The sequence below is a fragment of the Lysobacter sp. S4-A87 genome (assembly GCF_022637455.1).
In the GTDB taxonomy this organism is placed as follows: domain Bacteria; phylum Pseudomonadota; class Gammaproteobacteria; order Xanthomonadales; family Xanthomonadaceae; genus Lysobacter_J.
Map to the genome: position 1 here is coordinate 1,640,656 of NZ_CP093341.1, position 25,651 is coordinate 1,666,306.

Consider the following 25,651-nt stretch of genomic DNA (forward strand, 5'->3'; position numbering starts at 1 on the left):
CCGGCCGACGCATGAGCGACAGCGCGCGCGTGGTGGTGGTCGGATCGTTCAACGTCGACCACGTCTGGACGGTGGCGACGCTGCCGCGGCCCGGTGAGACCCTCAGCGGGCACTACCGGACCGGGCCCGGCGGCAAGGGCTTCAACCAGGCCACTGCCGCCGCGCGCGCCGGCGCCAGGACCAGTTTCATCTGCGCGCTCGGTGACGACCTCGGTGGCCAGCTGGCGCACGCGCTGGCCGTCGCCGACGACATCGACCTGCACGACCTGCCCAGCCATGCCCCTACCGGTACGGCAGGCATCTATGTCGACGAGGCGGGCCGCAATTCGATCGTCATCGGGGCCGGCGCCAACGCCGAACTGTCCGTGGACTTCGTTGGCGCGCAAGCACAGACGATCACCACCGCGCAGGTCGTGCTCGCGCAGCTGGAGTCCCCGGTCGCGGCGATCGAATCGGCATTCGCCGCAGCGCGCGCCGCCGCCGTTCCGACCATGCTCAATCCGGCGCCGGCCGATGCGCAGGCGCCGGCATCGCTGTTGGCATTGGCCGATGTGGTGACGCCGAATGAAACCGAGTTCTGCGCGCAGCTCGCCCGCCATGTCGGCGAGCAGGTCGATGCCAGCACCCTCGCCGCGCAGGACGACGCCACGCTGCACGCCATGTGCCGGCGCTTGCTGCCACACGGCACGGTAGTGATCACCCTTGGCGCGGCAGGGTGTTTCGTCTCGCATGCGGACCAGTCACTGCACAACGACGCGCGCAGCCACTACCGCCTCGCTGCAGCGCCGGTGCAGCCGGTCGACACCACCGGTGCCGGCGATGCCTTCAATGGCGCCCTCGCCGCCTCGCTGGCGCGTCGTGGCGCTGCCGCCTTCGCCGATCACGTGCACTTCGCCAACCGCTACGCCGGACTGTCGACCGAACGCGCGGGCGCTGCCGCGGCCATGCCCCACGAAGCCGAGCTCCGGGCGCGCTTCGGCGCCGCCTGAGGGCCGGTCGGCGGCATGTTCGGGGCCAGTTCGGCGGACATATCGGGCCCAAATCCAACCTGAAATCGGGCCAGTCGGGCAAATCCGCCAGATTCGGCCTGTAAAACGAGAATGGTTCGCATTACCATACGCGACTGACTCGCAGTCCGGATCCCCCATGCTCCGTCGCCACCTCCTCGCCAGCGCCCTGCTGGCCGCACTTGCCGCGCCCGTTGCCCAGGCAGCCGATGCACCCGCCGACAGCGCCACCGACATCGACCGCGTCACCGTGTCGGCAAGCACCAGCCGCATCCCCGATTCCGATGCCGCCCTGCCCAACACCATCACCGTGATCGACCAGAAACAGCTGCAGCAGCAGCTGGCGCTGACCCAGGACATCTCGCAGGTGCTGGCCAACCTGATACCGTCGTTCTCGCCCTCGCGGCAGAAGCTGACCAACGGCGGCGAGACCCTGCGCGGCCGCAAGCCGCTGTACCTGGTCGACGGCGTGCCGCAGTCGACGCCGCTGCGCGAAGGCGGCCGTGACGGCCACACCATCGACCCGGCCATGATCGAGCGCATCGAAGTCATCCACGGCGCCAACGCGCTGCAGGGCCTGGGCGCTTCGGGCGGCATCATCAACATCATCACCAAGCGCGCGCCGCGCCAGGACGGCGAAACCTTCCAGGACGTCAACGTCGCCGCCAGCAGCGCCCTGCCGCACGAGAGCGACAGCACCGGCTACCGCGGCTCGTACGTGTTCGGTACGCGCGGCGGTGCGTTCGATTTCGTCGGCGGTGCTTCCTATGCCAGCGAAGGCCTTTACTACGACGGCGATGGTGATGCGATCGCGGTCAATGACGTCCAGGGCGACCTGATGGACGCGCAGTCGTGGAACCTGTTCGCCAAGGGCGGCTGGAACCTCAACGAGGAGCAGCGCCTGCAGCTCACCGTCAACCACTACGAGCTGCAGGGCAACAACGACTACGCCACCGTCAACGGCAACATCGCCACCGGCCAGCTCGCCACTTCGATCCGCGGCGAGAAGGAAGGCGAAGGCCCGCGCAACCGCTCGACCTCGTTGAACCTCGACTACACCGACAAGGCCATGGCCGGCGGCTACTTCCAGGCGCAGCTGTACTGGGTCGACTTCGAAGCGTTGTACGGCGGCACCGACTGGGGCAACTTCTGGGGAGACGGCCGCGAACTGCACTGGTTCGACCAGTCGCAGAACGTGTCCGAGAAGCTGGGCGGCAAGTTCAGCTGGTCGCGCGGCGACCTGTTCGGCCTGCGCCTGCGCGTGACCACCGGCCTCGACCTGGCCCGCGACACCACCCATCAGGAACTGGTCGTCAGCGGCCTCGACTGGGTGCCGAAGACCACCTACGAATCGGTGTCGCCGTTCGTGCAGGCCGAGTGGTGGGTCGCCGACCGCGTGATGCTCAGCGGCGGACTGCGCTACGAGCGCGGCAAGCTGAAGGTCGGCGACTTCACCACCATCCCGAGCAACAACGGCGGCCAGTTCGTCGAGGGCGGCTCGCCGACCACCAGCGAAGTGCTGCCCAACTTCGGCGCGGTCTGGGAAGTCACCGACGCGCTGAAGCTCTACGCCTCGTACTCGGAAGGTTACAGCGTCGCCGACATCGGCCGCGTCCTGCGCGGCATCAGCACGCCGGGCCAGCGCGTCGATACGCTGGTCGACCTGTCGCCGGTGATCGCCGACAACCAGGAAATCGGCATCGACTACGACGACGGCCGCTGGCTCGCACACATGGCCATCTACCAGTCCGATTCCGATCTCGGATCTCGACTGGCCTTCGACCCGGGCAGCCAGAGCTACAACGTCGTGCGCGAGCGCACGGAGATCGAAGGCATCGAGGCCAATGTCGCCTGGCAGTTCAGCGAGGCGACGCGCATCGGCCTGGGCTACGCGCAAACCGACGGTCGCTACGACAGCAACGGCGACGATCGCGTCGACAGCGACCTGCCCGGCATCAACGTCAGCCCCGACCGCATCACCGCCTTCTGGGACCAGGACTGGACGCCGGGCATCGCCACGCGCCTGCAGGCCAGCCAGTCGCTCGATCGCGAGTTCGACCTGCGCGGCGTCGAGGTCGCACAGTTCGACGGTTACACCACGGTCGACCTGCAGACCCGATTCCAGCTACCGCTGGGCCAGCTCAACGTCGGCATCGAGAACCTGTTCGGCGAGCAGTACGTCACCTACTACTCGCAGAGCACGCCGCGCAACGACACTTATGTCGCCGGTCGCGGCCGCGTGCTGACCCTGAGCTGGGCCAACCGGTTCTGAGCACGACCTGATGACCGGCAACGCGCCACGACATGCTCCCCGGACGGCTTCCCGCCGCCTCCGCGCGGTGCTGTCGTGGCTGCACCTGTGGGTCGGCCTCAGCGTCGGCGTCGTGTTCGCGCTGGTGGCGCTGACCGGCACCGTGCTGGTGTTCCACAACGACCTGTTGCGCCTGCAGCACCCGCAGCTGGCGCAGCACGCTCCCGTCGCCGACGGTCGCGTGCTGGCCGGGCTGGTCGAGCGCTGGCAGCCCGAGGGGTTGCGCTCGCTAGACCTTCCGCACGGCGACCTGCCGGTCTGGCAGGGATACTTCGAGGACGGGCACCGCGCCTACTTCGCACCGGAAGACGGCGCGCTGCTGCTCTACCGCAGCCACGAGGACGACGTGCTGATGTGGCTGCACGACTGGCACACCCATCTGCTCGCCGGCGAAACCGGCGAGGAAGTGCTCGGGGTCTTCGGCTGGATCGCGCTGGGCCTGATCCTGACCGGGCTGTACCTGTGGTGGCCACGACGCGGGCAATGGCTGGCGCACCTGACGATGCACCCGGGCCCACCGGTACGGCGCTGGCTGAGCTGGCATCGCAGCAGTGGCGCATTGCTCTTTCCGCTTCTGTTGCTGGCGACGCTGACCGGCGTCGGCATGGTGTATTCGAAGGGGTTCCAGTCGGTGCTGGTGGGCGCATTCGGCGGTGACACGGCCAAGCCGCCCAAGCTCGCCGGTGACGGCGCGGTCGACTGGCCGCGCGTGCTGGGCCAGGCCGATGCCGCGTTGCCGCGCGCACGCCTGAGCCGGGTGTCGGTGCCAAAGGCCAATGACGGCGCGGTCTCGTTCCGCGCACGTGCCGAGGGCGAGTGGCACCCGGTCGGGCGCAGCACGATTGCGATCGCGAAAGCCGGCGCGGGCGTGCTGCAGGTGAACGATGCCACCGCCAACCGGCTGGGCATGCGCATGAGCCAGGCGATCTTTCCGCTGCATGTCGGGGCGGTCGGCGGCGCCGTGATGAAGTGGGCGACGGCGGTGGTTGGCTTGCTGCCCACGTTCCTGCTGGTGACCGGATTCCTGTTCTGGCGGCGCCGGCGCGGGCGTCGCTGAGGCCTTCTCCCACTCCTTGGCGCCTGCGGCGCAGGGAGGAGGGCCCGCTACAATGTCCGTCATGGCGGACACGTCCTTCCATATCGGCCCCTACCAGATTGCGCCCAGGGTCATCCTGGCGCCCATGGCCGGCGTCACCGACAAACCGTTCCGGGTGCTGAGCAAGCGCCTGGGCGCGGGGCTGTGCGTGTCGGAAATGACCACTTCCGATCCGCGCTTCTGGAACACCGCCAAATCGCGACACCGCATGGACCACGACGGTGAGCCCGCACCGATCAGCGTGCAGATCGCCGGCACCGTGCCCGAGGTGATGGCCGAGGCGGCGCGCTACAACGTCGACCACGGCGCACAGATCATCGACATCAACATGGGCTGCCCGGCCAAGAAGGTCTGCAATGCCTGGGCCGGCTCGGCGCTGATGCGCGACGAGGCACTGGTCGCGCGCATCCTCGATGCCGTCGTCGGCGCCGTCGATGTACCGGTGACACTGAAGATCCGCACTGGCTGGGCCGCCGACCAGCGCAATGCGCTGGCCATAGCAAAAGTCGCGCAGAGCGCCGGCATCGCCGCGCTTGCCGTGCACGGCCGCACCCGCGACCAGCAGTACACCGGCACCGCCGAGTACGACACCATCGCCGAAGTGAAGGCGGCGCTGTCGATCCCGGTATTCGCCAACGGCGACGTCGATTCGCCGCAGAAGGCCGCAGAAGTGCTCGCACGTACCGGCTGCGACGCGGTGCTGGTCGGCCGTGCCGCGCAGGGCCGGCCATGGATCTTCCGCGAGATCGCGCATTACCTCGCCAGCGGTGAACTGCTGCCCGAGCCGAGCGTGCAGGAAGTGCGCGATGTGCTCATCGGCCACCTGCAACACCTGCACGAGTTCTACGGCGAGGTGTCCGGCGTGCGCATCGCCCGCAAGCACCTGGGCTGGTACGCCAGGGATCGTCCGGAGAACCAGGCCTTCCGTGCCGTGGTCAACCGCGCTGAAACTGCCCAGGCGCAACTGCACCTGACCGGCGAGTACTTCGATGCCCTGATCGCGGGCGTCACCCCGGAGCTCCCGGCCGCCGCCTGAGGCATGCACGCGGCGGCCTGGTCGACCATTGGAGGCCACATGAGCGAGTCATCCAGCGCCACTGAGTTTCCGTACCTGCACGGGTTTTCGCAGACCGAGCAGGCACGCCTGATGAAACAGGCGCGGCTGGCCGAATCGACGATCTTCCACGACATCGACTACAGCGGCGTGCGCCGTCTGCTGGAGATCGGCAGTGGCGTCGGCGCGCAGACCGAAATCCTGCTGCGCCGTTTCCCGGACCTGCACGCAACCTGCGTCGATCTCAACGAAGCCCAGCTCGGTGCCGCCCGTGTCAACCTGGGTTCGATGTCGTGGCTCGAAGGTCGATACGACCTGCACCTGGCCGATGCCACCAATCTGCCGTTCGAGCCGCGCAGCTTCGACGCCGCCTTCCTGTGCTGGGTGCTCGAGCACGTGCCCTCGCCGGCGCGCGTGCTCAACGAAGTACGGCGCGTACTGGCTCCGGGTGCGCCGGTGTACATCACCGAAGTGATGAACTCCTCGTTCCTGCTGGACCCGTATTCGCCCAACGTCTGGCGCTACTGGATGGCGTTCAACGATTTCCAGTACGAGAGCGGCGGCGACCCGTTCGTCGGCGCCAAGCTGGGCAACCTGCTGCTCGCCGGTGGTTTCCGCGATGTCTCCACCGAGGTCAAGACGTTCTACTTCGACAACCGCGAACCGGCGCGACGCAAGACCATGATCGCGTTCTGGGAAGAGCTGCTGCTGTCGGCTGCCGACCAGTTGATTGCAGCGCAGCGCGTGACGACCGACATCGTCGATGGCATGCGCCGGGAGATGCACCAGGTGCAGAACGATCCGAACGCTGTCTTCTTCTATGCCTTCGTACAGGCGCGCGCGACCGTGTATTGACGCGACGTTCATCGATTTCCGATGAAACCAATCCGCTGCATGCATACGCGCATTGCATGACGATTGTGCTGCAGTTGTGATTGCGATGAATGGTGCAGGTCGAAAGTCACAGGCCCCTATGGCCGATGCAATGTGCATCGTCTTTGTTCGACTCTATGCCATGCCGGGGCGTCCCCTACGCGGACCCCGCCGCAACGCCCCGGTGGATCGATCCGATCAGGAGGCAACTCATGAAAGCGAAGATTGCGTTCATCGCGCTGGCGCTTGCGGCATCGATGCCGGCGTGGGCCGACGAAGACCCCGTACGCGACCTGTCCCAGATCAGTGGGCTGAGCGAGCGCAAGGTCCAGATGATCCTCGGCAACCGCACTGCATTCGCGGAATACACCTATACCTACGACCGGGCACTTGAGAAATTCGTGGATGCCATTGGCCAGGAGAACTATCGCCAGTTGATGAATGGCGAGGCCGTTGCGCTCACCGACAAGCAGGGACGCGTTTACCTCGTCCAGGTGAAGCGCGATTTCAAGGGCGCTCTCTGACTCTCAAGGTCTGAGCCTCACCGTCTGAATTCCCGTTCCAGGTACCACGGGGTCCCCTCAAGGGGATCCGGGTCGGCAAGTCCCGAGGTGGACAGCCAATGACGTCATCTTCCACTTAAGGGCCGTGTGCGTGTCACGCGGCCCTGGTGGTTTGATCAGCGTCCACCCGTAGCGCCGACTGCGCTGTCACCGCCGGCCCCTTCAGCGCCGGCCTTTTCGCCGACCGCCGCCCTCACCGAGGGCCGCTCCATCGCCGCGCCGGCGACATCGGCTTCGTTCACGGGCGCATTCCAGATCCGCTTCCACATCGCACCGAGCCTGCGACTGGCCTGCCATGGCCATTGCAGCTGCTCGGGAGGCATCTCCTGCCAGGCATCGCCTTCCCGCCGTGCGACGGCGAAGCGGAAGCTGTAGTCGGGTTCGGCGCCCATGCGCAGGTCCGACAGCACCAGTCGGCCTTCGCGCTCCTGCGCTTTCATGAATCCGCGATTGAACCAGTTCAGGCGCTGCACGCTGGGATAGTCGAAGACCTGGGCCAGCGCCTGCACGTCTGACGGGTATTCGCGCAGGTGCATCGGCCCACTGTCTGCCACCAGCGAGCGCTCGCCTTCGACAAATCCTTCCGGCGTCATCGCCACCACCCGCCACAGCAGGATGTTGAATGGCATCGGCACGGAGAAGCGCGGCGCGTTCTCGAGGTTGTGGGCGGCCAGCGCGCGCTCGGCCTCGTGCTCGACCTGCTGCTTGGCCCACAGGGACGCCCCGAGGTAGGCCGTGCTCAGCGCCAGTCCCGCCAGCAGCGCCGGCTGCACGATCGGCCGCTCGCGCCAGCACCAGGCGATGACGCATGCCAGCAGCAGCCAGATCGTGTACAGCGGATCGATGATGAACACGCTCGACCACATCACCGGCCTGAACGGCAGCGGCCAGAGCAGTTGCGTGCCGTAGACGGTGAACGCGTCCAGCAGCGGATGCGTGGTCAACGCAAGCGCGATCGCCCAGAACCAGCGGCGCGGTGCTTGCGCCACGCGACCGCCGCGCCCGCGGAACCAGGCCCAGATCGCCCAAGCGACGAACGGCAGCACCAGCAACGAGTGACTCAGGCTGCGGTGCCAGGTCATGCGCTCGACCGGATCGCTGGTCAGCAGGTTCACCGGCAGCACGTCGAGGTCGGGCAAGGTGCCCAGTGCCGCTCCGACCAGCAGCGCGGCGCGCCGGTGTTGGGGCGGTGCGATGGCGGCCGCGATGGCCGCGCCGAGCACGATCTGGGTCAGTGAGTCCATCCGCCGATGCTAGCAGCGGTCCGCGCGGCGCAGCCGTGTCACCGGTCGCGTCACGGCCAGTCAGGCAGCGCGCGGCTGCTCCGGTTGCGCCAGCGGCTGCGGCAACGGCGCGCACACCGCCAGCGTCTCGCCGGTGTGCGACAGCAGGCGCAGGGTGCCGTCGGGGTCCTCGGCCAGCGCCGTCAGGCTCTCGACCCAGTCGCCATCGTTGGCGTACAGCCGCCCATCGCGCTCGAACAGCCCGGCGCGATGGATGTGGCCGCAGATCACGCCATCGAGCCCCCGCCGCGCGGCGTCGTCCAGGCCCGCCTGCACGAAACGTTCGATGTAGCGCTCGGCGGCGCCGCTTTGCCGCTTCAGGAATTCCGACAACGACCAGTAGCGCTGGCCGAAGTGGCGGCGCACGCGGTTGAGCCACTGGTTGCCGGTGAGGATGCGGTAGTAGAGCCAGTCGCCGAATCTTTCCTGCAGGCCACCGAAATGGGTCACGCCGTCGTAGTCGTCACCGTGGGTGACCAGCAGGCGGCGGCCGTCGGCGGTGACATGGATCGCGCGGCGGCGCACGGTCATGCGCGGCAATGTCAGGCCGCAGAAGCGGCGGATCGGACGGTCGTGGTTGCCCGGCACGTACACCAGCTCGGTGCCGGCGCGGCGCAGGGCATGCAGCGCTTCGATCACGCGGTTGTGGGCACTGCCCCAGCTCGGCCGGCGCTGCGCCATCCACCACAGGTCGACGATGTCACCGACCAGGTACAGCCGGTCGCAACGAAGCCCGCCCAGGAAGTCGGCGAACTCGGCGGCATGGCAGTGTTTGGAACCCAGGTGGACATCGGACACGAAGACCGCGCGGCGGCGCAAAGGCAGCGCGGTCGGCGCCGGTGTCATCCGCCAGCTTCCGTCATGGCGGGGGCCGCGGGGCAATGGCCGCCGAGGTAGCGCTCGCGCTTCTTCGGTCGCAGCAGTTGCAGGTCGACCTCGATCAGGCCATCGACCGCATCGCTGAAGGCCGGATCGACCCCGAACGCCAGGAAGCGCGCACCCCCGGGTTCGCACAGGTCGGTGTACTGCTTGTAAAGCATCGGCAGGGTCGCGCCGAGCGCGTCGAGATTGGCCCTGAGCACGCGGAAAGCGGTGGCGGCGTCGACGGCATCGAACTGCGGTGGCGCGGCCCGGTAGGCAAACGGCTGCTTCGACACCGCGTCAGCGTGGCCGCAACCGTAATAGCGCGCGTAGTAGGCGACGATCTGTTCGCGCGCCTGTTCGGGCAATGCCGCGCTGATGGACACCGGCCCGAACAGGTAGCGCACGTTGCGGTGACGGGCCAGGTAGGCGCCGATGCCCTGCCACAGGTAGTCGATGCTGCGGCTGCCCCAGTAGTCCGGGGTGACGAAACTGCGGCCGAGCTCCATGCCCTGGGCGATGCGCGGAATGGCGTCGTCGGCGTAGCGGAACAGCGAGGCGGTGTAGAGCCCGGCCAGGCCGCGTTCGGCCAGCACGGTGGCGCCGCGGGCGACGCGGTAGGCACCGGCGATGCGCCCGGCCTCGTCATCCCACAGCACGATATGGTCGTACCAGCTGTCGTAGAGGTCGACGTCGAGGCGCTGGCCGGTGCCCTCGCCGACCGCGCGGAAGGTGACCTCGCGCAGGCGCCCTATCTCCTGCAGCAGCGCCGAACCGGCGGCCAGGCGCCCGCAACGGATCTGCTTGCCGTCGAGCGTGCGTCCAAGCAGCTGCAGCGACTCCACGCCGGCACGCACCAGACGCGGCTCGATCGCTTCGATCAGCGGCTCGGGGCTGCCCGGTGCCGCGATCGCGCTTGCCAGCTCGACCGCGCTGCGGCGATGGCCGTGGCCGAGCGCGAAGAGCTCGTGCCTCACCTGGCGCAGCAGCCGCTCAGGATCGCCGTCAGGCGCCAGCGTCAGCGGCGTTCCGATGCGCAGCGAGACGCGATGCGCGCGGCGGGCAAACATCTCGCGCGCCAGCAGTGCCGTGCCGACTGGCTTGAACAGCGCCGATGCTCCGTAGAACAGCGCCGAGTTGCGGGCCTCGATCCGCACCGGCAGCACCGGCGCGCCGCTGGCGCGGGCGAAGCGCAGGAAGCCGCGGCGCCAGCGTCCGTCGGTCACGCCGTTCAGGCCCAGCCGGGCGACTTCGCCGGCGGGGAAGACGATCACGCACTGTTCGCCCTTGAGCGCGTCGTCGATCGCTTGCAGGCTCGCCGGGCTCGGCCGGCCGCCCAGGATGCGCACCGGCAGCAGCAGTCCCGACAGCGGCTCCAGCGCCGACAGCAGGTCGTTGGCGACGATCTTCACGTCGTGGCGCACGCGCCCGACCAGGTCCAGCAGCGCCAGTGCATCGATCGCCCCGGAAGGGTGGTTGGCGACGATCAGCAGGCGGCCGCTGGCCGGGATGCGCGAGATTTCCAGCGGATCGGCCAGATAGCGGACCTGCAGGTGGTCCAGGCCGGCGCGGACGAAATCAAAATCGCGCAGGTGGCCGTTGGCGTGCAGGAAGGCCGCGATCTGGTCGAACCGCGACCAGCGCCCGAGCGTGCGCAGCAACGGCCGCGCGATCGACGCACGGCGGCCATTGAACCAGTGCGGAAAGCGTTCCTGCAGGCGGCGCTCGAGCGGCATCGGAGGTCACGGCTCGCCCCGACGGGGCGTCTCGCCGCGCAGCCTGCGTCGCCGCGGCGACAGCGACGTGGCGGAATAGGGTCAATCCCGTGACAAGGCTGGCAGGCCGAAATTAACTCTCAGCCAACACCTGAATGACGCACAATGCGCCGACCCGGCCAAGCCTGTATCATGCGCGGCCATCCTTTCATCCGAATACGGGGATAAAGCCTCGATGTCCAGCTACCTCTTCACCTCCGAGTCGGTCTCCGAAGGCCATCCGGACAAGATTGCCGACCAGATCTCCGATGCCGTCCTCGATGCCATCCTGGCCCAGGACAAGCGTGCGCGCGTGGCGTGCGAGACGATGGTGAAGACCGGCGCGGCGATCGTCGCCGGCGAGGTCACCACCAACGCGTGGGTCGACATCGAGGCGCTTGCGCGCAAGGTCATCAACGACATTGGCTACAACAATTCCAACGTCGGCTTCGACGGCCACACCTGCGCGATCATCAACATGCTCGGCAAGCAGTCGCCGGACATCGCCGCCGGCGTCGACCGCAAGAAGCCGGAAGAACAGGGCGCTGGCGACCAGGGCCTGATGTTCGGCTACGCCTGCAACGAAGCCCCGGAGTTCATGCCGGCGCCGATTTACTACTCGCACCGCCTGGTCGAGCAGCAGGCCAAGATCCGCAAGAAGAAGAACTCACCGCTGCCGTGGCTGCGTCCTGACGCGAAGTCGCAGGTGACCCTGCGCTACGACGCCAACCACAACGTGGCCGGCCTCGATGCGGTGGTCCTGTCGACCCAGCACGATCCGGGCATCAAGCAGAAGGACCTGATCGAGGGCGTGTACGAGCACGTGCTCAAGCCGGTGCTGCCGAAGAAGTGGCTCGAGTCGCTGCCGAAGAACAAGATCCACATCAACCCGACGGGCATCTTCGTGATCGGTGGTCCGGTTGGCGATTGCGGCCTGACCGGTCGCAAGATCATCGTCGACAGCTACGGCGGCATGGCCCGTCACGGTGGTGGTGCGTTCTCGGGCAAGGATCCGTCCAAGGTCGATCGTTCCGCTGCGTACGCTGCGCGTTACGTCGCCAAGAACATCGTCGCTGCCGGTCTGGCCGACAAGTGCGAGGTGCAGGTCTCCTACGCGATCGGCGTGGCCGAGCCGACGTCGATCTCGGTCACCACGTTCGGCACCGGCAAGATTCCGGACGACAAGATCGAGAAGCTGATCCGCAAGCACTTCGATCTGCGTCCGTACGGCATCGTGAAGATGCTCGACCTGATCCATCCGGTCTACCAGGAAACCGCTGCCTACGGCCACTTCGGCCGCAAGCCGCACGAGGTGACCTACGTCGACGGCGCCGGCAAGAAGCACACCGCGACCGCTTTCTCCTGGGAGAAGACGGACAAGGCCGAAGACCTGCGCAAGGATGCTGGCCTGAAGAAGTAAGTCTGTCGCACTCTCCTGCTGCGGGAGAGTGCTTGGATACGGGAAACGGACCGCACTGCGGTCCGTTTCTTTTTGCGGGATCGGTGGCAGCGGGCAACGTCCATGGATTCCCCCCTCAGCGGGAATGACGGCTTCCGGACGGAGACCACGCAATACAGCGCCGAAGGGGCGTTCGCCGGGTCGGGGATTGCTCCGCAGCGGGACATGGATGTCCCGCGCCCCGCCTTCGGACAGGATGTCCGACGAAGGGGCGGAGCAATCCCCGGCCCGGCGGACGACGCCCTTCCGAAGGCATCACGCACCACGGGCTGCTACGGGTTCATCCACTCGCAACCTCAACCAGCTAAAATGACCCGCCTCGCCGAGGGGCGCTGCAAGTCCGGGCAATCCGGAATCAGGCTCGGCGGGACGCAACACGCACAACGGCGCCCGGTTTGGCAGGCCACATGCCTGCCCTCACCCAAAAACCGGAGCTTCACAATGAATGCCGTAGCAAAGACCTTCTCCACCGAAGGCGACTACAAGGTCGCCGACATCTCCCTGGCCGACTGGGGCCGCAAGGAGATCGACATCGCCGAGCACGAAATGCCGGGCCTGATGTCCATCCGCAAGAAGTACGCCGCCACCGCAACGCTCAAGGGCGTGCGCGTGACCGGCTCGCTGCACATGACCATCCAGACCGCCGTGCTGATCGAGACCCTGCGTGACCTCGGCGCCGACGTGCGCTGGGCCTCGTGCAACATCTTCTCGACCCAGGACCACGCCGCCGCAGCGATCGCCGCCAGCGGCACCCCGGTGTTCGCCTGGAAGGGCGAATCGCTGGAAGAGTATTGGGACTGCACCCTGGCCGCACTGACCTTCCCGGGTTCGGGCGCCGACAAGTACCTCGGCCCGCAGCTCGTCGTCGACGACGGCGGCGACGTCACCCTGCTGATCCACAAGGGCTATGAGCTCGAGAACGGCAGCGACTGGGTCAACACCGCCTCGGGCAACCACGAAGAACAGGTCATCAAGGACCTGCTCAAGCGCGTCCACGCCGAGCGTCCGGGCTTCTGGCACACCGTCGTGCGCGACTGGAAGGGCGTCTCGGAAGAGACCACCACCGGCGTCCACCGCCTGTACCAGCTGGCCGAAGCCGGCTCGCTGCTGGTGCCGGCGATCAACGTCAACGACTCGGTCACCAAGTCCAAGTTCGACAACCTCTACGGCTGCCGCGAGTCGCTGGCCGACGGCCTCAAGCGCGCGATGGACGTGATGCTGGCCGGCAAGGTTGCCGTGGTCTGTGGTTACGGCGACGTCGGCAAGGGCTCGGCGCACTCGCTGCGTGCCTACGGCGCGCGCGTGGTCGTCACCGAGATCGATCCGATCAATGCCCTGCAGGCGGCGATGGAAGGCTTCGAGGTCAACACCGTCGAAAGCACGCTCGGCCGTGGCGACATCTATGTCACCACCACCGGCAACAAGGACGTGCTGACGCTCGAGCACATGTCGCAGATGAAGGACCAGGCGATCGTCTGCAACATCGGCCACTTCGACAACGAGATCCAGGTCGACAAGCTCAACGCTTCCGGCGCGGTCCGTCTGAACATCAAGCCGCAGGTCGACAAGTACACCTTCAAGGGTGGTAGCTCGATCTTCCTGCTGGCCGAAGGCCGCCTGGTGAACCTGGGCTGCGCCACCGGCCACCCGAGCTTCGTCATGTCCAACTCGTTCTCGAACCAGACCCTGGCGCAGATCGACCTGTGGGCCAACAAGGACAGCTACGAGCCGAAGGTCTACATCCTGCCCAAGAAGCTCGACGAGGAAGTCGCGCGCCTGCACCTGGAGAAGATCGGCGTGAAGCTGACCCGCCTGACCGATGACCAGGCCGCCTACCTGGGCGTGTCGGCGGACGGTCCGTACAAGCCGGAGCATTACCGCTACTGATCGCTTTTCATCGCGATTGGATTTGGGGAACGGGCGCTTCGGCGCCCGTTTCTTTATGGCGTTTGTCGCACCCGGGTGCGCTTCGCTTACCCGGGCTACGTCGGGCTACGTTGGGGCGTAGCCCGGGTAAGGCCGCAGGCCGCACCCGGGGACCGAGAACGTTGGACGATCGAGAATCGCCTGGTTTCCCTCCATCGCGATAGAGCGATAGACTATGCGCCATCCATTGCACCGGCGGCCATGCATGACCCCGATCAGCTTCGAGTTTTACCCGCCCAAGACCGATGACCAGCGCGCGCAGCTGGACAAGACCGCGGTCCGGTTGAAAGCGCAGAACCCCGAGTACGTCTCGTGCACGTTCGGCGCGGGCGGATCGACGCTGAGCTACACGCCCGAGACCATCGAACGCCTGCACCAGACCCACGGCCTCGACGCCGCTCCGCACCTGTCGTGCGTTGGTGGCACGCGCGCCGAACTGGGCGAGTTGCTCGAACGCTACAAGGCCATGGGCTGCCATCGCATCGTTGCGCTGCGCGGCGACCTGCCGTCGGGCATGGGCCACACCGGTGACTTCCGCTACGCCACCGAGCTGGTCGAATTCATCCGTCGCGAGCACGACGGCTACTTCCATATCGAAGTCGGCTGCTACCCCGAGTGCCATCCACAGGCGGACGACGCGCTAGCCGACCTGCGTCACTTCAAAGCCAAGATCGATGCCGGCGCAGACGGCGCAATCAGCCAGTACTTCTACAACGCCGACGCGTATTTCCGGTTCGTCGACGACGCGCGCCGCCTCGGCGTCACGGTGCCGATCGTGCCGGGCATCATGCCGATCTCCAACTTCAGCCAGCTGCGCCGGTTCTCCGACGCCTGCGGCGCCGAGATCCCGCGCTGGATCAGCAAGCGCATGCACGCCTTCGGCGACGATGCCGAGTCGATCCGCGAGTTCGCCGCGGACATGGTCGCCGCAATGTGCCAGCGCCTGATCGACGGCGGCGCACCGGCCCTGCACTTCTACACGCTCAACCTGTCCAAGCCGACGCTGTCGGTGCTGTCGCGGCTGGGCTCAAGCCGCTAACACGCGCCATTGACGCCCGCGGGCGGAGGATGAAATCCCCCGTTCCCCCGCGGGCCGAACATGAACACGCAGCCACGTCGGGTGGCGGCATGGGTATGGCTTTGGGCGCTCGTGATCTGCGTCCCGGCCCACGCCGTCGGCAGCCTCAATCGCTGCCAGACCCGCGACGGTCAGCCCGTCTACACCGATACCGCGTGCGCGGCGCTGGACGCCATGCCTGCGCCGATATCGGCTGAGCTGGTGAACCGCCTGACCTTCGATGCCTCCGCCTCGGCCAGCGCGGGCCTGCTGGGGACGCGCCACCAGGGTGCCATTCCGCTGCGCCGGCCGGCCGCCAGCGGATGCGCGCGCAATGTCGGGCAACTGTCGCTGGACCTGCTTGGCGCTTTCGCCGCCGGTGACGTCAACCGGATCGCCGAGAGCTTCCACTGGCCCGGACTGCAGCACCAGCAGGCGCATCTGGTCATGCAACGGCTGCAACGCCTGTCGCGGCAGTCGCTGGTCGACGCCAGCTACTGGCCAGGACTGGCCAGCGCCAGCTCCAGCGCCAGCTCCAATTACACCGGCGGCGCTGACCACGGCGGCGACGGTGGTGCGATGCAGCTGATCTTCTCCGAGCCGCAGCAGGTGCTGGAACTGGGCGTGCAGCGCTATTCGGGTTGTTACTTCGTCCGCTTCTGAACGACGAGTGCTGAACGACGACCGCCCCGCCGACCCGGCGCATCGGGTGGGCGGATTGAGATCGGCGTATCGTCGCGATCCCCGTGCCGAAGCTAGTCTGCAGCGATGCCGATGTCGAAATCCCTGCTGGTGACCGTGCTGCTCGCGATGGCAGGGACGCAGCCGGTCGCCGCGCAGGTGCACCGCTGCACGATGCCCGACGGCGTGGACGTGTACACCGATCGCGCCTGCCCCGATGTCGGGGCCGTCGAGCAAGCGCCCAAGGCGGCACCGCCCGCCGTCGCCAGGGCCCGCACAGGCGGCTGCGCGCGCAACCTGCGCGACCTCGTCCACGAGATCAACGGCGCTTTCGACGCCCGCGATGCCAACCGCCTTGCCGGCGTCTATCACTGGGCCGGGATGTCGGGCAGCAACGCCTACGACGTGCTGGCCCGGCTCGACGCGCTGGTGCAGTTGCCGCTGGTCGGCATCGTCCCGGTGATGCCTGCCGAGAGTGGCGACGAGGCGGCGGCGATGGAGGCTGCACCGCTCTTCGAGGAGGACCCGGTCATTGCCCCGCCCCGGCCGCGGCGGCCACCGGTTGCATTGCGGGTCGAGCAGACCCAGGCCAACGGCATCACACCGGCGCGGACGGTCTTCGGCCTGCAGAAGCATTTCGGCTGCTGGTGGATCAAGGGCTGACCGCCACTGCCGTTGCGCCAAAGTCTCGACTTGGGCCGGGGCCTCGCCGCAAGGCACAATAGGCGCTTCCCCCTGACGGACGACCGGCGATGCAATACCCCGAATGGATCTGGCAGAACGGCGCGATCAAGCGCTGGGCCGAAGCCACCACCCATGTCATGGCGCATGTGGTGCATTACGGTTCGTCGGTCTTCGAGGGCATCCGTTGCTACCAGACGCCTTCCGGGCCGGTGATCTTCCGCCTCACCGACCACAACACCCGCCTGTTCGCCTCGGCCAAGATCTACGACATGGCGATGCCATATTCGCTGGAGCAGATCAACGCTGCCTGCCGCGACGTGCTCAAGGCCAACGACAACACCACCGACTACCTGCGTCCGGTCGCCTATCGCGGCCTCGGCGGTTTCGGCCTGTCGGCAGATACGCCGACCGACGTCGCCGTGGCGACCTGGAAGATGGGCCAGTACCTGGGCGCGAGCGTGCTCGACCAGGGCATCGATGCGTGCGTGTCGAGCTGGCAGCGCTTCGCCCCCAACACCCTTCCGGCCGGTGCCAAGGCCGGTGGCAACTACCTCTCCGGCCAGCTGGTCGCGCGCGAGGCGCGTCGCCTGGGCTTCGGTGAGGGCATCGCACTGGCCTCGACCGGCCTGCTCTCGGAAGGCGCGGGCGAGAACCTGTTCCTGGTGTTCGATGGCGCCCTGCACACCACGCCGATCAGCGCCGCGCTGCTCAACGGCATCACCCGCAACACCATCATCACCCTCGCCCGCGACGCCGGCATCGAGGTGATTGAACGCGACCTGCCGCGCGAGTACCTGTACCTGTGCGACGAGCTGTTCATGTGCGGCACCGCCGCCGAGATCACGCCGATCCGTTCGGTCGACGGTCGCCAGGTCGGCAGCGGCAAGCCGGGTGCGGTGACGCGTCGCATCCAGGAGCTGTTCTTCGGCCTGTTCAACGGCAAGACGCCGGACAAGTACGGCTGGCTCGAGCCGCTCTGAGCGGGCACCGCCTTGCAGGAGCCCGCTCGGCTCCTGCAACGGCACCGTCAGACGTGCGGGAAGACGCCCTCGGTGAACGCCAGCGTGGCGACCACGCCACGCGTCTCGCCCGGGCGCACCTGCACTTCCCAGCCGTACAGCGCGCACAGTCGGCGCACGATTGACAGGCCGATGCCGCCTCCCTGCGAGTGCGCGGCATGGGTGCCGCGATAACCGCGCTCGAACAGCTTGGCGGCATCCTCGGCGCTGAGGCCCGGACCGGAATCGATCACCTCGACCGACTGCCGCCCCAGGCGCACCACCACCTCGCCTTCGTTGCTGTACTTGACGGCATTGCCGATCAGGTTGCCCAGCGCGACCGACACGGCCGCTTCGGGCGCATCCACCACCAGGCCACGCTCGCCCTCCACGCGCAGATCCAGCGGCTTGCCGCCGAGCTGGGCACGGTGGGCGTCGAGCAGCTGTTCGGCGACCTTGGCGACATCGGTGGCGCCGTGGCCGCGTTCGTTGCGCGACAGCAGCAGCAGCGCGCTGATCAGGTCGGTGCACTGCTGCTCGGCGCGCTGGATGCGCAGCAGGCGGTTGCGGGTCTTGTCGTCGACGTCGGGACGCGACAGCAGCAGTTCCACCGCGCCCTTGACCACGGCCAGCGGCGTGCGCAACTCATGGCTGACGTCGGCGTTGAATTCGCGGTCGCGCTGGACCACCGTCGTCAGTCGCTCGGCGTAGTCGTCGAGCGCCTCGGCGAGCTGGCCGACTTCGTCGTCCGGGAAATGCGAGGCGAGGTTTTCCGGCTCGGAACTGCGGCCGGACAGTTTCAGGCGGTTGGCCAGCTCCGACACCGGGCTCATCACGCGCGAGGCCGACCACCATCCGACCAGCAGCGACAACACGGTGAACAGGAACACCGACGCCCAGATCGCGCGCTGGAACTGGGTCTCGCCGCGCGTCGCCTGCGACATGTCGTAGGCGAGGAAGAACCATGCCTTGGGCGTCTTGCGCACCGCCAGCTTGTAGGAGAACGGGTTGCCGTCGGGGTCCACGCCGGTCATGCCGTAGATGCCGTCGGCCAGCTCGTACCATTCGGGCCAGTTGACCCGCACGGAGTCGAACTTGTCGGAGGTATAGACGTAGGCGCGGATCTGGTCGACCGCGAACTGCGGGTTGTCCGGGTTCTGCTCGAACTGACGCGCCGCAACGTCGATGTTGCGGTTCATCACGTCTTCGATGATCTGGTTCTCGACCCGGTTGCGGGTCCAGTTGGTCGCCCAGGCGAACAGCGCCGTCAGGCCGAAGCCCAGCAGCACGAAGGCAAGGATGATGCGGCTGCGCAGCTGCCGCCGGAAGCGCGTCCTTCCTGGGGTCCTGCCCGGCGGACGCTGGGGCTCTTCGGCGACCGCCATGGGCTCAGCCGTTGTCTGGGGCGGCGATGCGGTAACCGATGCCATGGCGGGTCTGGATCAACGGAACCTCGAACGGCTTGTCGACCACCGCGCGCAGGCCATGGATGTGCACGCGCAGGCTGTCGGAATCGGGCAGCTCCTCGCCCCAGACGCGCGTTTCCAGTTCCTGGCGCGTCACCACGGCCGGCGAGGCTTCCATCAGCGCCTGCAGGATCTTCAGTGCGGTCGGGTTGAGCTGCAGCAGCTTGCCCTGGCGACGCACTTCCAGGGTGTCGAGGTTGTACTCGAGGTCGGCGGTGTTGAGCACGCGCGTCTGCACGCCGCGGCCACGGCGCGACAGCGCATTCAGGCGAACCTCGACTTCCTGCAGCGCGAACGGCTTGATCAGGTAGTCGTCGGCGCCTGAATCGAAACCGGCCAGCTTGTTCTCGAGGCTGTCGCGCGCGGTCAGCATCAGCACCGGGGTCTGCTTGCGCGCTTCGTTGCGCAGCTTGCGGCAGACCTCCAGGCCGTCCAGGCCCGGCAGGTTCAGGTCGAGCACGATCGCGTCGAAGTCGTGGACCACGGCCAGGTGCAGTCCGGTGACGCCATCGGCGGCGAAATCCACGGTATGACCGCGGTCCTCGAGAAAGTCGCCGAGATTGGCGGCGATGTCCTGGTTGTCTTCGATGACGAGGATGCGCATGGCTGGGACCTTCCTGGGTAATGGGGCTTTCGACCGTCGAACGTCTTTCAAGTTGCAGCGGTGGCTCCGGCGGCGAGCGCCGCGATCCCACCTGACTTAACGATCTTAACGATCTTAACGATTCTGCCAGAGCCGTCGTGTGCGCCAGTCACCTGTTGCACACGCGCGATGCGCGTCGCGCAAGCTTCCCGCAGACAAACAAAGGCCCAAGCGCGGGGCCACCGCGCCTGGGCCAAAAGGGTATTGCCCCGATTACCGTAACCTGCATCGACCAGGTACTGACATTGGTAGAGCGGCAGTGCTGCGGTACCGACAGGCTACGCCGAATTCGATTAAACCGCTGTTAAAACTGCTCGTTACGTTTTCGTTAAGGACTGGACTGACTTCTGTTTGGTGTCGCCAATTTCGCTAAATGTCGGATAATTGGTTGGCATTTGTCGCCAACATCCAAAATCAGCGCGAGGCGGCCTTTTTCGCGATTCTGCGTTTGAGCCGATCGGCGACGTAGCTGATGATCTCCCCGGCGACGTCCACCCCGGTCGCATCCTCGATGCCTTCCAGGCCCGGGGAGGAGTTCACTTCGAGCACCAGCGGGCCACGCGCACTGCGAATGAGATCGACACCGGCGACGCCGAGTCCAAGCACGCGTGCAGCGCGAATGGCAACGTCCTGCTCGGCTGCGCTGGCGCGAACACCCTTGGCCGAACCGCCGCGATGAAGGTTGGAGCGGAAGTCGCCCTTGGGTGCCTGCCGTTTCATCGCCGCCACCACGCGGCCGCCGACGACGAAGCAGCGCACATCGGCGCCACGCGCCTCCTCGATGAACTCCTGTACCAGGAAGTTGGCGTAGAGGCCGCGCAGGGCCTCGATGACGCCGCGCGAGGCCGACAGCTTCTCGGTCAGCATCACGCCGGCACCCTGGGTGCCCTCGTTGAGCTTGATCACGTGCGGCGGAGCGCCCAGCATCGACAGCAGGTCGCCGGTGTCGTCGGGGTTGTCGCCGAACACGGTCGTCGGCAAGCCGATGTGCTCGGCGGCCAGCAACTGGTGGCAGCGCAGCTTGTCGCGCGCGCGCAGGATCGCGTCGGAGGAGTTCGGGGTGACCGAGTTCATCAGTTCGAACTGGCGCAGCACCGCTGAGCCGTAACGCGTCACCGAGGCGCCGATGCGCGGGATCACCGCCTGGTAGCCGGAGATCGGCCGGCCCTTGTAGTGCATGCTGAAGCCGTCGCTGGCGATGCGCATGTAGCAGCGCAGCGGGTCGAGCACCCGCACGCTGTGGTTTTGCTCGCGCGCGGCCTCGACCAGGCGCCGGGTCGAGTAGAGCTTGCTGTTGCGCGACAGGATCGCCAGTTTCATTGCATTGATTTCACTATTGGCACGATCGCGCCCGAGATGGGCAGCCGGCCGTGCAGGAAAGAACGCGCGGGGTCGACGGTGAATACCCTCGCCAGCGCGGTACGGCCCAGCAGCATCGGGAACAGCATGCCGCGCCGATCCGACAGATTGATTTCAACGACCCGTTCCACGCCCGCCAGCGACAGCACGGTGCGCACGAACACCCGGCGGGTGCAGTGGCCGCCCGAGTCGGTGACCTCGCGCTCGTCGTACACCGGCGCCACCGCTTCGATGATCCCGCCGCGCTGGCCGGGACTGATTCTGAAGCCGACCCACGGCGCGCCGCCATCGGAAAAACGCCATTGCGTGTCCACGTGCAGCGCCGAGCTGCGCGCGCCACTGTCGACCTTGGCGCGCAGGCGCGCGATGCCCATCTCCGGCAAGGAGGCCCACTCGCGCCAACCCAATACGATCTTCGTTGCCATCGGGCCTCCAGTGCGGGCCGCTGAAAGGCAAAAGCGGCGGCCACTGTAAGGCAGGCCGCCGCTGCAGATGTTTGGAGCGGGTGATGGGAATCGAACCCACGCTAGCAGCTTGGGAAGCTGCAGTTCTACCATTGAACTACACCCGCGGATGCCGGGAAGTCTATGCCCCGGACGGAGCGCGAGTAAAGCTGCGGGAGCCAGGGCCGGATCGGGAAATCAGCGGCCCTATGGTCAAGATCGACCCGGACAACCGCCGTTCCCGTTACCGGTTCCCTGCTCCCGCACCTGGTTCTGCGTTGCCAATCAGCCGATCAGATCATCCGGTCAGAAGCCGCCGCCGAGGCTGACGAAAACAGTCGCGTCATTGCCGCCCTTCTGCCCGACCGTCACGCTGGTGCCGAGGTTGGTGGCCAGGCCGAACAGCTGCGTACGCGCGCCAAACACCAGCGTGCCGTAGTTCTGGTCGTACTGCGTACCGGGGACGGCGAACGCTGCCACGCCCGGCATCGAGCGCAGGCTGGCGAACACTTCGTCGTCGTTGTCCTCGAACTCGTGGTCGTAGGTCAGCTGGGCGTACGGGCTCAGGTGCTCGTTGATGGTGTAGTCGACCTTCCAGCCGACGCTGCCGATCAGCGAGTCGTAGTCGTGGTCCATGAAGGTCAGCGCCGTGGCTTCGGTGCTGTTCTCGTCATAGCCGTCGACCTCGATCGTCTGCGACAGCACCTGCAGCACCGGGCCGTGCTTGAGCGAGCCCTCGCCGAAGTTCCAGCCGGCGGCGAAGCCGGCCGTGAGGTTGGTGCCGTCGGGCGAGCCGGTATGGGTGCGCGAAGTCGGGCCCAGCTTGATCCGGCGCTCGACGTCATAGGAGACCCAGCTGTAGCTCAGCTGGCCGTTGATCCAGGCCGAGCCGCTGGTCCAGCCCAGGTAGCCGCCGAGGGTGGCATCGTCCTGGTCGAACTCGCCGCGGTTGTTGCCCCAGTCCATCTTCTGCTGGCCATAACCGGCGAAACCGCCGTACACGAGGTCGCCGCTGGCCCAGTCGAGGCCGAAGCTCGCGGTCGGGCCCATGCCGTCGTAATTGTCGCCATCGCCGTAGCGCTGGAAGTCGCCGCGCACGTCGCCCCACCAGCGCATGCCCTCGCCTTCCGGGCGCGAGCCGATCTGGGCGGCGACGCGATCGGCGCGGGCGCGGCCGACCACGGCCTCGGAATGCGGCAGCACAGCCAGCTGGCGCGGGCCTTCCAGGATCGAGATCGCGTAGTCACCCAGGATCGCGTGGGCCTTGGAGGACGGATGCACGCCATCGGCGAAGGCATACGTGTCGGGCGCATTCGGCGCGGCGTAGGAAGCCGGATTGCAGAACAGCGACGAGTCGCCAGCCGGCACCGGCTGGGTGCGGCAGGCCGGGTTGGTGACGTTGCTGATGCCGTAAGGCACCGGATTGCTGACGATTTCCTGCAGCAGGTGGAAGGTGTCGAGCGGAATCACGCGCAGGTTGGCCGTGGCCAGGCCGCTGAACAATGCGGTGTTGTAGGCGGTCGACAGCGCAGTGCCCTGCGCCTGCGCGACGGCACCACCGGCACGCGACTGCGGCGTCAGGCCGAGGTCGGGCACGGTCGGCACCAGCACGTAGCGGGCGCCGGCGCTTTCCAGCGCGGCGACGTTGCCGACCTGGGCGGTGACCGCAGCGCCGATGATCGCCTGTGCCTGTGCCGGAGCCGTGGCCGCGGCGAACAGGTCGTTGGCGCCGCCCCACACGGTGTAGAGCGCATTTGCATCGGCGCGACCGCCGTTGCGGCCGAGGTAGGTGGTGATCTGCTTGTTCAGCGAATCGATCGGACCCAGCCCGCCGACGATGTTGGTGCCGTTGCGGGCACCGCCGACGGCGTAGTTGCTGCCGCCCTGGTTGTCGCTCGCGGCATTGGTGCCGTAGTAGTCGGCAACGTATTCGGCCCAGACCAGCCCCGGGTTGGTGGTGAAGCGGCCAAGCAGCGCACCGGACGGTCCCACCACTTGCACCAGCGCCGGGCGGAAATGGCCGGAGTCGGTGAGGCTGTCACCGAAGAAGACGGTCTGCGAATACGGGTTGGACTGGGCGAAGGCCGGTGCGGCTGCCAGCGCCAGTGCGGCGGCCAGCACGGTGCGAACGGGTGTCATCATTGAATCCCCTGGAGAGGCGGTGGTTGGAGCAGAAGGGTCCGCGGGGCCCACATACGCCCGCGGATGGACGCATCGAAGCATGCGCCGTTGGCACACTCACGCCGCAGTGCGTCAAAAAGCGTGCCGGCGCTGGCCTGGTGCCGTGGCCGCGGCGACAATAGCACCATGGAAATCATCTTGAACGGCGAGCCGCGCGCGATCGCGGCCGACACCACGGTGCTGCAGCTGCTGCAACTCGAAGGGCTCGGCGAGCGCCGGGTCGCGGTGGAGATCAACAGCGAGATCGTGCCGCGCAGCCGCCACGGCGAACGCGCCCTGGCCGACGGCGACCGGGTCGAGATCGTCCACGCCCTCGGCGGCGGCTGATCTGCTGCAAAGATCCGCTGCAGTGATCCGCTGCAATCCGTGGCGGCCAGGTGACAGTCACGCAAACGGCGGCTGCTAAACTAGTGCGATGACTGCTCCGCTCCTCAACGACCCCCTCGTCATCGCCGGCAAGCCTTACGCTTCGCGCCTGCTCACCGGTTCCGGCAAGTTCACCGACCTGGAACAGACCCGCCTGGCCACCCAGGCCGCCGGCGCCCAGATCGTCACCGTCGCGATCCGTCGCAGCAACATTGGGCAGAACCCGGGCGAACCGAACCTGCTCGACGTGCTGCCGCCGGACCGCTACACGATCCTGCCCAACACCGCCGGCTGCTACACCGCCGACGACGCCGTGCGCACCTGCCGCCTCGCCCGCGAACTGCTCGACGGGCACAACCTGGTCAAGCTGGAAGTCCTCGGCGACCAGAAGACCCTCTACCCCGACGTGGTGCAGACCCTGGCCGCCGCCGAGATCCTGGTCAGGGACGGCTTCGAGGTCATGGTCTACACCTCCGACGACCCGATCCTGGCCAAGCGCCTGGAGGAAATCGGCTGCGTCGCGGTGATGCCGCTGGCCGCACCGATCGGCTCGGGCCTGGGCGTGCAGAACCGCTACAACCTGCTCGAGATCGTCGAGAACGCCAAGGTCCCGATCATCGTCGACGCCGGCGTCGGCACCGCCTCGGACGCGGCCATCGCGATGGAGCTGGGCTGCGACGGCGTGCTGATGAACACCGCCATCGCCGGAGCGAAGGACCCGGTGCTGATGGCCCACGCGATGAAGCTCGCGGTCGAGGCCGGTCGCGCCGCCTTCAAGGCCGGACGCATCCCGCGCAAGCGCTTCGCCAGTGCCTCCAGCCCGGTCGACGGATTGATCGGCTGATGTCGGACCACAGCACTCCTGCTCCCAAGGGCAAGGCGCCACCCAAGCCGTTCACCATCGAGGAAGGCCACCGCAAGGTGCGCAGCTTCGTGCTGCGGCAGGGGCGCTTCACCGAGGCGCAGCAGCGCGCGTTCGACCAGTTGTGGCCGCGATTCGGCCTGGACTACACAGGCGCGCCGCGCGATTTCGACGCCGCCTTCGGCCGCCAGGCCAAGCGCGTGCTGGAAATCGGCTTCGGCAATGGCGAGGCCCTGCGCTTCGCCGCGCACAACGACCACGAGCGCGACCTGATCGGCATCGAGGTGCACGCACCCGGCGTCGGCCGCCTGCTCAATGCCCTGGCCGAAGACGGCAGCGACCACGTCCGCCTCTACCACCACGACGCGGTCGAAGTGCTGCACAACGAGATCGCCGACGGATCGCTCGACGAGATCCGCATCTACTTCCCCGACCCCTGGCACAAGAAGCGCCATAACAAGCGCCGACTGGTCCAGCCGGAGTTCGCCCGCCTGCTGGTGTCCAAGCTCGCGGTCGACGGACGCTTGCACCTTGCCACCGATTGGCAGGACTATGCCGAGCAGATGTGGGATGTGCTCGATGCGACGCCCGGCCTGAGCAACCGCGCCGGTCCGCGCGGCAGCGTGGAACGGCCACCATGGCGACCGCAGACCCACTTCGAAACCCGCGGCCAGAAGCTTGGCCACGGGGTGTGGGATCTCCTCTACGACCGCAACTAACAAGA

General features: G+C 67.3%; 23 protein-coding genes, 1 tRNA gene and 1 riboswitch. Of the genes, 15 read left to right on the top strand and 9 right to left on the bottom strand.

From position 1 onward, the window contains the following. Window positions 1-11: 11 nt before the first annotated feature. The 6 genes from MNR01_RS07490 to MNR01_RS07515 all read left to right on the top strand — a co-directional run bounded on the left by MNR01_RS07490 (window position 12) and on the right by MNR01_RS07515 (window position 6,865). Window positions 12-989, top strand: coding sequence for a ribokinase (locus MNR01_RS07490; protein ID WP_241920288.1), 978 nt, complete (start codon window positions 12-14; stop codon window positions 987-989). Between the two features lie 157 nt (window positions 990-1,146). Further along, window positions 1,147-3,279: a TonB-dependent receptor gene (locus MNR01_RS07495; RefSeq protein ID WP_241920289.1), complete on the top strand. Its 2,133-nt coding sequence runs from the start codon at window positions 1,147-1,149 to the stop codon at window positions 3,277-3,279. A 67-nt stretch (window positions 3,280-3,346) separates the two neighbouring features. Continuing rightward, window positions 3,347-4,375 (top strand): PepSY-associated TM helix domain-containing protein, encoded by a 1,029-nt coding sequence (locus MNR01_RS07500; protein WP_241920290.1) that lies wholly within the window; start codon window positions 3,347-3,349, stop codon window positions 4,373-4,375. Window positions 4,376-4,436: 61 nt separating this feature from the next. After that, window positions 4,437-5,450, top strand: coding sequence for a tRNA dihydrouridine synthase DusB (gene dusB / locus MNR01_RS07505; protein WP_241920291.1), 1,014 nt, complete (start codon window positions 4,437-4,439; stop codon window positions 5,448-5,450). Window positions 5,451-5,489: 39 nt separating this feature from the next. After that, window positions 5,490-6,323, top strand: coding sequence for a class I SAM-dependent methyltransferase (locus MNR01_RS07510; protein ID WP_241920292.1), 834 nt, complete (start codon window positions 5,490-5,492; stop codon window positions 6,321-6,323). Between the two features lie 230 nt (window positions 6,324-6,553). Continuing rightward, the gene (locus MNR01_RS07515; protein WP_241920293.1) at window positions 6,554-6,865 is read left to right on the top strand and encodes a hypothetical protein; all 312 of its coding nucleotides are present in this window, start codon (window positions 6,554-6,556) and stop codon (window positions 6,863-6,865) included. A gap of 155 nt (window positions 6,866-7,020) precedes the next feature. Here MNR01_RS07515 and MNR01_RS07520 read toward each other — a convergent pair whose 3' ends face one another. The 3 genes from MNR01_RS07520 to MNR01_RS07530 are packed head-to-tail and all read right to left on the bottom strand — an operon-like array spanning window position 7,021 to window position 10,784. Further along, on the bottom strand, window positions 7,021-8,148 hold the full coding sequence (locus MNR01_RS07520) for a metal-dependent hydrolase (protein ID WP_241920294.1): 1,128 nt from the start codon (window positions 8,146-8,148) through the stop codon (window positions 7,021-7,023). 60 nt (window positions 8,149-8,208) lie between these two features. Continuing rightward, window positions 8,209-9,033, bottom strand: a complete 825-nt coding sequence (locus tag MNR01_RS07525; protein ID WP_241920295.1) for a UDP-2,3-diacylglucosamine diphosphatase — start codon at window positions 9,031-9,033, stop codon at window positions 8,209-8,211. Beyond that, window positions 9,030-10,784, bottom strand: a complete 1,755-nt coding sequence (locus MNR01_RS07530; protein ID WP_241920296.1) for a lysophospholipid acyltransferase family protein — start codon at window positions 10,782-10,784, stop codon at window positions 9,030-9,032. Before MNR01_RS07530 ends, MNR01_RS07525 begins: the two co-directional genes overlap by 4 nt. Window positions 10,785-10,998: 214 nt before the next feature. Between MNR01_RS07530 and metK the strand changes: the two genes are divergently transcribed. From metK to MNR01_RS07560, 6 genes are all read left to right on the top strand, one after another. After that, complete coding sequence (gene metK / locus MNR01_RS07535) at window positions 10,999-12,222, top strand: methionine adenosyltransferase (protein WP_241920297.1); 1,224 nt, start codon at window positions 10,999-11,001, stop codon at window positions 12,220-12,222. A gap of 357 nt (window positions 12,223-12,579) precedes the next feature. Beyond that, window positions 12,580-12,660: riboswitch (S-adenosyl-L-homocysteine riboswitch) on the top strand. Window positions 12,661-12,702: 42 nt separating this feature from the next. Further along, window positions 12,703-14,148: an adenosylhomocysteinase gene (gene ahcY / locus MNR01_RS07540; protein ID WP_241920298.1), complete on the top strand. Its 1,446-nt coding sequence runs from the start codon at window positions 12,703-12,705 to the stop codon at window positions 14,146-14,148. 244 nt (window positions 14,149-14,392) lie between these two features. Next, window positions 14,393-15,226 (top strand): methylenetetrahydrofolate reductase [NAD(P)H], encoded by an 834-nt coding sequence (metF, locus tag MNR01_RS07545; protein WP_241920299.1) that lies wholly within the window; start codon window positions 14,393-14,395, stop codon window positions 15,224-15,226. A 60-nt stretch (window positions 15,227-15,286) separates the two neighbouring features. Further along, complete coding sequence (locus MNR01_RS07550) at window positions 15,287-15,907, top strand: hypothetical protein (protein ID WP_241920300.1); 621 nt, start codon at window positions 15,287-15,289, stop codon at window positions 15,905-15,907. Window positions 15,908-16,018: 111 nt separating this feature from the next. Beyond that, the gene (locus MNR01_RS07555; protein WP_241920301.1) at window positions 16,019-16,588 is read left to right on the top strand and encodes a hypothetical protein; all 570 of its coding nucleotides are present in this window, start codon (window positions 16,019-16,021) and stop codon (window positions 16,586-16,588) included. Window positions 16,589-16,677: 89 nt separating this feature from the next. Next, complete coding sequence (locus MNR01_RS07560) at window positions 16,678-17,589, top strand: branched-chain amino acid transaminase (protein WP_241920302.1); 912 nt, start codon at window positions 16,678-16,680, stop codon at window positions 17,587-17,589. Between the two features lie 47 nt (window positions 17,590-17,636). Here the strand turns inward: MNR01_RS07560 and MNR01_RS07565 are convergent, their stop codons facing one another. The 6 genes from MNR01_RS07565 to MNR01_RS07590 all read right to left on the bottom strand — a co-directional run bounded on the left by MNR01_RS07565 (window position 17,637) and on the right by MNR01_RS07590 (window position 23,636). Beyond that, on the bottom strand, window positions 17,637-18,992 hold the full coding sequence (locus tag MNR01_RS07565; RefSeq protein ID WP_241920303.1) for a HAMP domain-containing sensor histidine kinase: 1,356 nt from the start codon (window positions 18,990-18,992) through the stop codon (window positions 17,637-17,639). Between the two features lie 4 nt (window positions 18,993-18,996). After that, window positions 18,997-19,677 (bottom strand): response regulator transcription factor, encoded by a 681-nt coding sequence (locus tag MNR01_RS07570; RefSeq protein ID WP_158733826.1) that lies wholly within the window; start codon window positions 19,675-19,677, stop codon window positions 18,997-18,999. Between the two features lie 453 nt (window positions 19,678-20,130). Beyond that, window positions 20,131-21,036 carry a 30S ribosomal protein S6--L-glutamate ligase gene (gene rimK / locus MNR01_RS07575; RefSeq protein ID WP_241920304.1) on the bottom strand — a complete coding sequence of 302 codons (906 nt, stop codon included), beginning with the start codon at window positions 21,034-21,036 and terminating at the stop codon, window positions 20,131-20,133. Beyond that, window positions 21,033-21,500: a RimK/LysX family protein gene (locus tag MNR01_RS07580; RefSeq protein ID WP_241920305.1), complete on the bottom strand. Its 468-nt coding sequence runs from the start codon at window positions 21,498-21,500 to the stop codon at window positions 21,033-21,035. Before MNR01_RS07580 ends, rimK begins: the two co-directional genes overlap by 4 nt. Before the next feature lie 72 nt (window positions 21,501-21,572). Next, window positions 21,573-21,646: transfer RNA gene (locus MNR01_RS07585), tRNA-Gly, on the bottom strand. A 178-nt stretch (window positions 21,647-21,824) separates the two neighbouring features. Continuing rightward, window positions 21,825-23,636 carry an autotransporter domain-containing protein gene (locus tag MNR01_RS07590; RefSeq protein WP_241920561.1) on the bottom strand — a complete coding sequence of 604 codons (1,812 nt, stop codon included), beginning with the start codon at window positions 23,634-23,636 and terminating at the stop codon, window positions 21,825-21,827. 189 nt (window positions 23,637-23,825) lie between these two features. Here MNR01_RS07590 and thiS point away from each other — a divergent pair, with 189 nt between their 5' ends. From thiS to trmB, 3 genes are all read left to right on the top strand, one after another. Continuing rightward, complete coding sequence (gene thiS, locus MNR01_RS07595) at window positions 23,826-24,026, top strand: sulfur carrier protein ThiS (RefSeq protein WP_241920306.1); 201 nt, start codon at window positions 23,826-23,828, stop codon at window positions 24,024-24,026. A gap of 88 nt (window positions 24,027-24,114) precedes the next feature. Then, window positions 24,115-24,909, top strand: a complete 795-nt coding sequence (locus tag MNR01_RS07600) for a thiazole synthase (protein ID WP_241920307.1) — start codon at window positions 24,115-24,117, stop codon at window positions 24,907-24,909. Continuing rightward, window positions 24,909-25,646, top strand: coding sequence for a tRNA (guanosine(46)-N7)-methyltransferase TrmB (gene trmB / locus MNR01_RS07605; protein WP_241920308.1), 738 nt, complete (start codon window positions 24,909-24,911; stop codon window positions 25,644-25,646). The genes MNR01_RS07600 and trmB overlap by 1 nt, the downstream gene beginning before the upstream one ends. Window positions 25,647-25,651: the final 5 nt, after the last annotated feature.